Origin of the sequence: Nocardia sp. NPDC050799 (genome assembly GCF_040654015.1) — a bacterium.
GTDB lineage: Bacteria > Actinomycetota > Actinomycetes > Mycobacteriales > Mycobacteriaceae > Nocardia.
Window position 1 is genome coordinate 85,105 of the sequence record NZ_JBFAHF010000030.1, and the last position, 9,948, is coordinate 95,052.

9 protein-coding genes are annotated in these 9,948 nt (G+C 68.0%); 5 read left to right on the forward strand and 4 right to left on the reverse strand.

From position 1 onward, the window contains the following. Positions 1-14: 14 nt before the first annotated feature. The gene (locus AB0H42_RS26665; protein ID WP_357060710.1) at positions 15-410 is read right to left on the reverse strand and encodes a RidA family protein; all 396 of its coding nucleotides are present in this window, start codon (positions 408-410) and stop codon (positions 15-17) included. Positions 411-545: 135 nt separating this feature from the next. Between AB0H42_RS26665 and AB0H42_RS26670 the strand changes: the two genes are divergently transcribed. Beyond that, positions 546-1,517 (forward strand): WYL domain-containing protein, encoded by a 972-nt coding sequence (locus tag AB0H42_RS26670; RefSeq protein ID WP_357060688.1) that lies wholly within the window; start codon positions 546-548, stop codon positions 1,515-1,517. Positions 1,518-1,520: 3 nt separating this feature from the next. Here the strand turns inward: AB0H42_RS26670 and AB0H42_RS26675 are convergent, their stop codons facing one another. Further along, entirely contained in the window at positions 1,521-3,047 is a 1,527-nt protein-coding gene (locus tag AB0H42_RS26675) for an adenylate/guanylate cyclase domain-containing protein (protein WP_357060691.1), read from the reverse strand. 107 nt (positions 3,048-3,154) lie between these two features. Continuing rightward, positions 3,155-3,802 carry a hemolysin III family protein gene (locus AB0H42_RS26680; RefSeq protein ID WP_357060713.1) on the reverse strand — a complete coding sequence of 216 codons (648 nt, stop codon included), beginning with the start codon at positions 3,800-3,802 and terminating at the stop codon, positions 3,155-3,157. A 382-nt stretch (positions 3,803-4,184) separates the two neighbouring features. Here AB0H42_RS26680 and AB0H42_RS26685 point away from each other — a divergent pair, with 382 nt between their 5' ends. Continuing rightward, complete coding sequence (locus AB0H42_RS26685) at positions 4,185-4,973, forward strand: isoprenyl transferase (RefSeq protein ID WP_357060693.1); 789 nt, start codon at positions 4,185-4,187, stop codon at positions 4,971-4,973. Between the two features lie 404 nt (positions 4,974-5,377). Here the strand turns inward: AB0H42_RS26685 and coaA are convergent, their stop codons facing one another. Further along, positions 5,378-6,310: a type I pantothenate kinase gene (gene coaA / locus AB0H42_RS26690; RefSeq protein WP_357060695.1), complete on the reverse strand. Its 933-nt coding sequence runs from the start codon at positions 6,308-6,310 to the stop codon at positions 5,378-5,380. Between the two features lie 334 nt (positions 6,311-6,644). On the opposite strand from coaA, the gene AB0H42_RS26695 reads away from it, so the two are divergent. The 3 genes from AB0H42_RS26695 to AB0H42_RS26705 all read left to right on the forward strand — a co-directional run bounded on the left by AB0H42_RS26695 (position 6,645) and on the right by AB0H42_RS26705 (position 9,808). Beyond that, entirely contained in the window at positions 6,645-7,841 is a 1,197-nt protein-coding gene (locus tag AB0H42_RS26695; protein ID WP_357060698.1) for a DUF885 domain-containing protein, read from the forward strand. 177 nt (positions 7,842-8,018) lie between these two features. After that, positions 8,019-9,311: a serine hydroxymethyltransferase gene (gene glyA / locus AB0H42_RS26700; protein WP_357060701.1), complete on the forward strand. Its 1,293-nt coding sequence runs from the start codon at positions 8,019-8,021 to the stop codon at positions 9,309-9,311. 83 nt (positions 9,312-9,394) lie between these two features. Continuing rightward, on the forward strand, positions 9,395-9,808 hold the full coding sequence (locus tag AB0H42_RS26705; RefSeq protein ID WP_357060703.1) for a limonene-1,2-epoxide hydrolase family protein: 414 nt from the start codon (positions 9,395-9,397) through the stop codon (positions 9,806-9,808). Positions 9,809-9,948 lie beyond the last annotated feature (140 nt).

Here is a 9,948-nt window from a genome sequence, read left to right on the forward strand (position 1 = left end):
CGGCGATACCGGGCTCAGTCGACGGCAGTGCCCTCCAGTTCGACCAGTTGGCCGGGAATGGCCAGCCGGGTGACCCCGAGCATCGTGGTGGCCGGTGCCACGCCGGACGCACCCAGCCGCGAGGCGAGTAGGCCGTAGTGCTGGAAGAGCAGGTCGACATCAGTGGTGTAGACGTTGAGCCGGACGAGGTTCACCAGGGACATACCGGCCTCGCCGAGCACAGCCGTCAAGTTGTCGAGGCTCAACGCCAACTGGGCTGCCATATCGCCGGCATGCTGCGGTGTGCCGTCGCCGCTCATCGCGGTCTGCCCCGAGCAGTACAGGGTCCGGGTGTGACCGGAGACGAGTTCGCCCTGGTCGAAACCCATCTCCGTCGACCATGCCACCGGGTTGACCGCAATTCGTTCCACTGCCACATCAAGCTCCGTTCGATTCGGTGAAGTACGTACGCCCAGCGGCGCGGTAGCCGCGGTTCGGGACGCCGTGGTGGCAAGCCTGCCGACAAATCACGACATCCTGTGTCGTGTATTCGGTACAGTTTTCGGATGCGCGCCGACCGGTTGGTGTCACTGGTGCTGCTGCTGCGTCAGCGCGGTCGGCTGACCGCGACCGAACTGGCCGACGAACTGGAGGTATCCACCCGCACCGTGCTGCGTGATATCGAGGCGCTGTCCGCGGCCGGTGTCCCGGTCTACGCCGAACGCGGTCGGTACGGCGGTTTCGCATTGTTACCCGGGTTCCGGACCGAACTCACCGGGCTCGCCCACGACGAGGCGCTCGCCCTGCTCGTCGCCGGATCGCGGCGCGGCGCGCAGGCATTCGGTCTCGGTTCGGCGCTTGCTTCGGCCATGCTCAAGGTGGTCGACGCGCTACCCGAAAGCCATCGGAACACCGCCGCCGACGTGGCGCAGCGACTGCTCATCGACCCGGAGACCGATCTGCTGGCGCGCCGGTCGGTCGCCGAGGAGGTGCCCGGCAGCATATCGGCCGAGATCCGGCGCGCGGTGCTCGCCGGGAAAAAGCTGCGCATCCACTATGCGGCTGTCGACCGGACCCCGGCGTGGCGCACGGTGGATCCGATCGGCCTGGTCACCGTGCGCGACCAGGGCTACCTGCTGGCCACGCGATCCGGCGCGGAACGCACCTATCGGCTGTCGCGGGTGTCGGCGGCAGAAGTGCTTCCCGAACCGGCCGAGCGCTCGGACCGGGTCGATCTGAGCCGTGCCTGGCAGGAACGCAGTACCCGATTCCGCAACGGCGGCGACCGGATCGCCGTCCTGGTACGGGTGAACCCGGCGCGGCGGGACGAGCTGGTGCGCACCGCGCTGGCTGTCGGCACCCAGGAATTCGACGCGGACGGCTGGTTGCGGCTGGAGGTGACCTTCCAGGACGCGCGGCACGCCGAATGGGCGCTGTGGCAGCTCACTACGGACACGGAAGTCCTGGCCCCGCCGTCGTTGCGGACCTGCCTGCGCGACCGCGCCGTCGCGATCGCCGCCCGCTACGGAGCGACCTAGCGCTCAGTGCGGCGTCTCGTGTTCGCGATCGGTCCAGGAGGGGGTCGGTGCGTCGATACCGCGCAACGCGACGGCTCCGTACTTCACCCACTCCGCGCGCTCGCTCGCCTCGGCGGCGTCGACCACACTCTGGGAAACCAGAATGCGCCGCGGTACCTCCTTGGCCCGGCTGGTGAGCCGGGCCGCGGCGTTCACCGCGTCCCCGATCACCGTGTACTCCCGGCGGGTGTCGGTGCCGACGTCCCCGGCGAACACCCGGCCGCGGGCCACGCCGATACCGATATCGAGTTCGCCCGCCGCCAAGACCTCGTCGCGGATCCGGCGGGCGGCGCGCAGGGCGGGAGTCGCGTTGTCGGCCAGTGCGATCGGGGCACCGAAGATGCACAGCGCCGCGTCACCTTCGAACTTGTTCACCAGCCCGTCGTTCTCCTCGGTCGCGGCGACCACGGTGGCCATGAGCCGGTTCAGTTTGGCCACGAACTCCTGCGGCGGGAGTCCGGTGGAGATCGCCACCGATCCGGTGACATCCACGAACAGCGCCGAAACCTCCCGTACGTCACCGGTGAGATCGATACCTCCGGCGAGTGCCCGCTCGGCCACCTCCTCGCCGACGTGCCGGCCGAACACGTCCCGCATGCGCAACCGTTCGCGTAGGTTCGCCGACATCTCGTTCACCGAATGTTCCAACCGGCCGATCTCGCTGGCGCTGCCCACCGACACCCGCACATCCAGATCGCCCCGGGTGATCCGGTCCACCGCTATCCGCAGCGTCCGCAGGGGCGAGGCCACGGCCCGGGTCAGCGCCCAGGTGGCCAGCACCCCGACGACCAGGCTGATAGCGGCGAGATAGATACCGGTCCGGATCCGGTGTTCCATGGAGGTGGCCGGATCGGCGAGCACCACGATCAGCGCGCTGAGCGGCATGGCGCCCGAGACCGCCCAGGCCAGTGCCACCCGGACGAATACCGACGAACTCCAGTGCATGGTCGCGCCGAGTACTCCGGCCACGATCGGCACCACAGGCCGGATGACCCGGTCCACGATCAGGTAGGTCAGGCCGGCCGATTCGAGTCCACCGATGGTGAACATCGCGAGCAGGACGGTGAGATCCTTCTCGGTGGTCAGACCGGCCAGCAGGATCGCCGACAGCACCACCCCGGGCGCCCACATCACCAGCGAGCGCAGGGTGATGGCGAGCGGCAGGTGCAGGATCCGCCGCGCCTCCTCGGGGGTCGGTTTGCGGGAGCTGTCCAGCCAGGCGAAATAGCTCATCCGGTCGCGGACGGCCAGCGCGATCCCCAAGAGCGACGCGACGATCGGGTAGACGGTGACCAGTATCAGCCCGCTCAACTGATCGGCGCCGACGCGACCGGGAAAGCCGATGAGCACCAGCTGGGTCACGATGACCGCGAGACCGCTGAGGTGGGCGGCGATGACGACGGACGCCAGCCCCCAGCGGGCGAGGACGGTCCACTGCATCAGCCGGGTGACCATCCCGGCCCGCGGCCGGGATCCGACACTGTAGGCCATCGGCGGGTTACCCGCGGTGGCCGCTGGAGCGCGGGCGGCCGGTATCGAAGGACACGACTCAGCAGCCTAATCGACGCAGCTGGTCAGCGGTCCGGGAACGAGCTCGCTCACCCCAGCAGCACCAGCCAGACCGCCGCGTAGTGGCAGAGCGCGGCCACCACGGTGGCGGCGTGGAAGAACTCGTGGTGACCGAACGTGCTCGGCCACGGGTTGGGCCAGCGGGTGGCGTAGAGCACCGCGCCGACGCTGTAGGCCAGCCCACCGGCGACCAGCAGCAGGACCGCGGGCAGGCCGACCGAACGATAGAGTTCGCCGCCCACCGGCACTACCGCCCAGCCGAGCAGCAGATACAACGGCACCCCCACCCACCGTGGCGCGTGCGGCCACAGCAGTTTCAGGGCGACGCCGGCCAGCGCGCCTGTCCACACCACGGTGAGCAGGATCTGCCCGGTCGGCTCGGGTAGGCCGAGCAGCGCGAACGGGGTGTAGGTGCCCGCGATGAACAGGAAGATCATCGAGTGGTCCGCGCGCTTCATCCGCATCCGGGCCTGGACCGTCTGCCAGGTGATGCGGTGATAGGTGGCGCTGATCCCGAACAGAGCGCAGATGGTGAGCCCGTAGATCAGGGTCGCGACGACCGCTGTCGCCGAGACGGTGGCCGCCGCCGCGACCAGCGCGATCACGGCCACCGCGGCGATACCGGTGGCCCAGGTGTGGATCCAGCCGCGCATCCGTGGTTTGACCAGCGCGACCAGTGAGTCGGCCGGGTTGGGGACCGGATCGTCGTTGTTCTGGCCGGTTCGCGGGTCGACCTCGGCACCGGCGACGGGGCCGGTGGGATCGAGGTCGCCGGGGTTCGGGGGACCGCCGGGGGACGGGTCGGACACGTTGCCTCCTGGCTCGAGTATGCGCTGCCCGGTCTCCGGCGGCAGCGTGACGGCCCGCCGCCGGTACGGGCTCGCGGATCCTCCGCGGCCCGCCGGGGCGATACATAACTCGTGGGTAACTTACGGCGGCGTAGGTTTCTCTCGTGGCTACTGTACCGCTTCACTTGCCCACAGGGGCTGTCTCCGCCGCGGCCGTGACCGCCACCGCATTCCGCCACAACTACGGACCCCGACCGGAAGAGGCGTACTGTTGGTCGTCGTGGAATTTCCGAGTCGGCTGCGGGGCTTTCCGTATCGCATCTACGAGGCCCGTCTGGCCAAGCAGCTTGCGGACAAGCAGCATCCGCGCCATGTAGCGGTGGTGTGCGACGGCAACCGCCGCTGGGCCCGGGAGAACGGGTTCACCGATATCACCCACGGACACCGGGTCGGCGCCCTCAAAGTCGCCGAACTGGTCAGCTGGTGCGAAGCCGCGGGAATCGAACTCGTCACCGTCTACCTGCTCTCCACCGAAAACCTCAGCCGCGGCCAGGAAGAACTGGAAACCCTCTTCGAAGTCATCACCGACGTCGTCGAGGAACTCGCTGCCCCCGAACAGAACTGGCGGGTCCGTATCGTCGGCACCCTCGACGGTCTGCCCGAACTGGTCGCCAAACGAATGCGCACCGCCACCGAACGCACCCGCGAACGCACCGGCACCCACGTCAACGTCGCCATCGGCTACGGCGGCCGTCAAGAAATCGCCGACGCCGTCCGCCAACTGGTCCGCCAGGAGATATCGGCCGGCGAAACCGGCGAAGACCTGGTCCAGTCCATTACGGTCAGCGCCATCGGCCAGCACCTCTACACCTCGGGCCAACCCGACCCCGACCTGGTGATCCGCACCTCCGGCGAGCAGCGCCTCTCCGGCTTCCTGCTCTGGCAGAGCGCCTACTCCGAGATCTGGTTCACCGAGGTCTACTGGCCCGAGTTCCGCCGCGTCGACTTCCTCCGCGCCTTACGCGATTACGCTGCCCGCCACCGCCGCTACGGTGCTTGAGGCCCCGCCGTCCCATCTGGTCCGGGGACTGGACCGCGCCGAACACCGTGAGCATACGGACCTGGACATCGAATGCCGACGTAACCCCATGCGTCGAGTTCTACGAGACACCTCGAAGGGTTGAGGCCCGTCTCGCCCCTTGGCCGAAGGTGCTCAACGGTCGGCCTTCCGCGGAAGGCCGACCGCACGTCGCATGAGCCGAAGGCTCGAGTCCCGAGGCCGAAACGACGAGACCAAGGGGGCCTCAACCCCGCGCCGCCGCAGGCGGCGCCAAAAAACACAGCACCTTCACGAGCAAGCCCACGTTCTCACTTCGCGGTCGGGCTCGCTCCGATATCTCCGGCAGGGGTGTGGTCGGTGGTGACCCCGCCGACAACAGCCGCCCGACTCCGGGTCCGCCGGTATCACAATTTCCGCAACCGCAACCGGTTGATCGTATGGTCGGCGTCCTTGCGCAGGACCAGGGTCGCGCGGGGGCGGGTGGGCAGGATGTTATCCACCAGATTCGGACGGTTGGTGGAGTTCCAGATGTCCTTCGCGGCGGCTGTCGCCTCGGCATCGGTGAATCTCGCGTAGTGATGGAAATGAGCCCTGGGATCGGCGAAACCGGTGGCGCGCAGACTCAGGAACCTACGTACGTACCAGTTTTCGATATCTTCGATCCGCGCGTCCACATAGATGGAGAAATCGAACAGATCCGAGACCATGAGCCGCGGCCCGGTCTGCAAAACGTTCAACCCTTCGACGATGAGGATATCCGGCTGGCGTACCCAGTGGAATTCGCCGGGGACGATGTCGTAGGAGATATGTGAATAGACCGGTGCGCACACTTCTTCGGCACCCGATTTCACTTCGGTGACGAAGCGCAGCAGTTTGCGGCGGTCGTAGCTCTCCGGGAAGCCTTTACGGTGCATGAGCCCGCGCCGGGTGAGTTCCGCCGTGGGGTAGAGGAATCCGTCGGTGGTCACCAGGTCGACGCGGGGATGGTGATCCCAGCGGGCCAGCAGTGCCTGCAGTACGCGGGCCGTGGTGGATTTGCCGACCGCCACGCTGCCGGCCACACCGATCACAAAGGGGACCTGTTTGTCCGGATGTGATTCCCCGAGGAAGGTGGCGGTGGCCGCGAACAAGCGCTGTCTCGCCGCGACCTGCAGGTGGATCAACCGGGCCAGCGGCAGATAGACCTCGGCGACTTCTTCCAGGTCGATCTGTTCGCCCAGACCCCGCAGTCCGATCAGTTCCTCTTCGGTGAGCACCAGCGGAGTCGATTTGCGCAGTTCCCGCCACCGTTTCCGGTCGAATTCCACATACGGACTCGGCTCGCTCGCCTTGGCCATCTACTCAGCGCTCCACTCTGCCGGGCACTCGTGCTCGCGGTGCCTCGCACGTGGGATTCCGCCGCTGCGGCTGTCGCGACCCCGGCAGGTCCGGCGCTCTGGCTGTGCCCTCATGGCTGAATTCTGCCCCTCGGCGGGGAGCACGGGGATCGGGGGGTCCATTACTGATGTGTATAACAACTGCTTCCCGTGGTAAGAGGGATGTGCGGCCGGGGCCCGCCGTCCTAATCCGCACTCGGGACGGCGCCATGCCGCCCAGGTGACCGGCCATGCGTTGCCTGCGTTGCGGCCGTACGCGGATCGCGGAGGGCCTACGCCCGTTAGGGTCGAGGCCATGGAAGCCCATCCCCTGGTGATCGAATACCTGCGGCTCGGTCTGGCATTCGACCGGATCGAAGAGGGGTTCGTCGATGCCTACACGGCCGACCCACGGCTGCGGCAGGAGGTCGAGAACGCGCCGAAACCCGAACCCCGGGATTTGGCCCGGACGGCCGCGCGGTTACGTGCGGAACTGCCGAACGCCGGTCTGCCCGCCCAGCGGTCCGAGTTCATCGATGTGCATCTGCGGGCGCTGGAATGCTCGGGCCGCAAGTTCGCCGGGGACGATATCGGTTTCGTCGACGAGGTCCGCGCCTATTTCGACGTCGACATCGCGCCCGGTGATCCCGCCGACTACCAGGAGGCGCACCGCAGGATCGATGAGGTTCTGGCCGGATCGGGTCCGCTGACGGAACGGATGGCGGCCCATCGCAAAGCCGACGAGATCCCGCCGGACAAGCTCGAGGCCTGCGTCGCAGCGTTCTCCGGCGCGCTGCGCGAACTGGTCCGCGCCCGGTACCCGCTGCCCGACCACGAAAACGTCACCTACGAGGTGGTCGGCGACAAGCCGTGGTCCGGTTTCAACTACTACCTCGGCAACTACCGTTCGACGGTCGCCATCAACTCCGACCTGCGCCAGCACATGGCGAATCTGCCCCGGCTCATCTCGCACGAGTCCTACCCCGGGCACCACACCGAGCACTGCCGCAAAGAGGCCGGCCTGGTGGCCGCCGGGCAGGCCGAGCAGACGATCTTCCTGGTGAACACCCCGCAGTGCCTGATGGCCGAAGGGCTGGCGGACCTCGCGTTGCGCTCGATCGTCGGGCCCGGATGGGGCCGGTGGGCCCAGGAGATCTACGCCGACCTCGGATTGCGGTTCGACGGCGAACGCGCCGAACGGCTCGCCGAGGCCTCCGGCCAACTGCTCGGGGTCCGGCAGGATGCCGCGCTCATGCTGCACGATCAAGGCAAAGACGCCGACGACGTGGCCGCCTTCCTGGAGCGCTGGTCGCTCACCACCCCCGACCGAGCCCGCCAGTCGCTGCGCTTCCTGTCCTCACCGCTGTGGCGCGCCTACACCAGCACCTACGTGGAGGGCTACCGGCTGCTGGGCGGCTGGCTCGACCGTGCCACCGACGAGGACGACCGTGCCGACCGCTTCCGCCGTCTCCTGGACGAACCCCTCATCCCCTCCACCCTCCGCGCCGCCTGAGGCGCCACGTTCACGGTGTATCCGGGGTCGGGCCCGACCCGGTTCCGGCGCGACACCGCGAAGGAGCGCAGCGACGGCGGCGGCGGAGTGAAGGACCGGGATCACGAGGGCTCCGACCACGCCTCGCGAGGGCGGGGCAATTGAAGGCGGCCCGGGGGTGACTCATACACTGGCGTGGTGACGCAGACGACCGCCTCTGTCAATACCCAGTCTCTCGGTGAGCTCGATCCCGAACTCGCCACCGCGATGGCGGGTGAACTCGCCCGCGAACGCGACACCCTGGAAATGATCGCGTCGGAGAACTTCGTGCCGCGCGCGGTGTTGCAGGCGCAGGGCAGTGTGCTCACCAACAAGTACGCCGAGGGTTATCCCGGTCGTCGCTACTACGGCGGCTGCGAACACGTCGATGTGGTCGAGAACCTTGCCCGGGAACGCGCCAAGGCGCTGTTCGGCGCCGATTTCGCCAATGTGCAGCCGCATTCCGGCGCGCAGGCCAACGCCGCGGTGCTGATGTCGCTGCTCGATCCGGGCGACCGCCTGCTCGGCCTCGACCTGGCCCACGGCGGCCACCTCACCCACGGCATGCGGCTGAACTTCTCCGGCAAGCTCTACGACGTCCACTCCTACGGGGTCTCCAAGGAAGACCACCGCGTGGATATGGACAACGTGCGGGCGATCGCGCGGGAGGCGCGGCCGAAGGTGATCGTCGCCGGATGGTCGGCGTACCCGCGGCACCAGGATTTCGCGGCGTTCCGGGAGATCGCCGACGAGGTCGGCGCCTACCTGTGGGTCGATATGGCGCATTTCGCCGGACTGGTCGCCGCCGGCCTGCACCCCTCCCCGGTCCCGCACGCCGACGTGGTCTCCTCCACCGTCCACAAAACCCTCGGCGGCCCCCGCTCGGGCCTCATCCTGGCGAAGCAGGACTACGCCAAGAAGCTCAACAGTTCGGTGTTCCCCGGGCAGCAGGGCGGCCCGCTGATGCACGTCATCGCCGCGAAGGCGGTGGCGTTCAAGATCGCCGGCACCCCCGAGTTCGCCGAACGCCAGCAGCGCACCCTGACCGGCGCCAAGATCCTCGCCGAACGCCTCACCGGCACCGACGTCGCGGGTAAGGGCATCAGCGTCCTCACCGGCGGCACCGACGTCCACCTGGTCCTGGTCGATCTGCGCAACTCCGACCTCGACGGCCAGCAGGGCGAAGACCTGCTGCACGAGGTCGGGATCACGGTCAACCGCAACGCCGTCCCCTTCGACCCGCGCCCCCCGATGGTCACCTCCGGCCTGCGGATCGGCACCGCCGCGCTGGCCACCCGCGGTTTCGGCGACACGGAGTTCACCGAGGTCGCCGATATCATCGCCACCGCCCTCGCCGGCGGCGCCGACCTGGACGCACTGCGTGGCCGGGTCAAGAAACTCGCCAACGATTTCCCGCTCTACCAGGGCCTGGAGGACTGGAACCTGTTGTGATCTCCGGTGCTGTGTTTTCGGCGCGGCCGCGCCGAAAACACAGCACCCTGGCTCCTGCCGGGGCGGCATCCTAGGCTCGAAGGATGGATACCGAGCTGAATCAGGACGCGGTCACCACGGTCCGCGAGTTCTTCACCGCGATGGAGATCGGCGCGCTCGATGAGGCGCTGGAACTGGTGCATCCCGATATCGTCTGGAAGAACACCTCGCTGCCGGATGTGCGCGGGGCGCGGCGGGTCGGGAAGTTGCTACGGGGCCTGGACCGCGAGCAGTTCGGGTTCTCGGCGCAGATGCACCATATCGCCGCGGACGGATCGGTGGTGCTCACCGATCGCACCGATGTGCTGCGGTTCGGGCCGGTGCGCATTTCGTTCTGGGTGATGGGAACCTTCGAACTGCGTGACGGCCGGATCGTCCTGTGGCACGACCATTTCAGCTGGGAGAACTTTCTGCGCGGCAGCGCGATCGGGGTCGTGAAGGCGCTTTTCGGCCGCTGACCCGCCGGGTCGCGATGGCGCGGACGCCGTTCGAGAGCGCCGTGGCAAGCATCTGGCGACCGAGGCGCACAAGCCGGGTTCACACCACTGGTTCAAAGACGGCAAACACCGGCCGCAGCTGCTGCAGGCCCAGCGCGACA

Excerpts from the sequence above, each read along its gene's own strand:
- coaA (WP_357060695.1), bottom strand. The coding sequence starts at position 6,310 with ATGGCCAAGGCGAGCGAGCCGAGTCCGTATGTGGAATTCGACCGGAAA.
- AB0H42_RS26695 (WP_357060698.1), top strand. The coding sequence starts at position 6,645 with ATGGAAGCCCATCCCCTGGTGATCGAATACCTGCGGCTCGGTCTGGCA.
- AB0H42_RS26670 (WP_357060688.1), top strand. The coding sequence starts at position 546 with ATGCGCGCCGACCGGTTGGTGTCACTGGTGCTGCTGCTGCGTCAGCGC.
- AB0H42_RS26675 (WP_357060691.1), bottom strand. The coding sequence starts at position 3,047 with ATGGCCTACAGTGTCGGATCCCGGCCGCGGGCCGGGATGGTCACCCGG.
- AB0H42_RS26705 (WP_357060703.1), top strand. The coding sequence starts at position 9,395 with ATGGATACCGAGCTGAATCAGGACGCGGTCACCACGGTCCGCGAGTTC.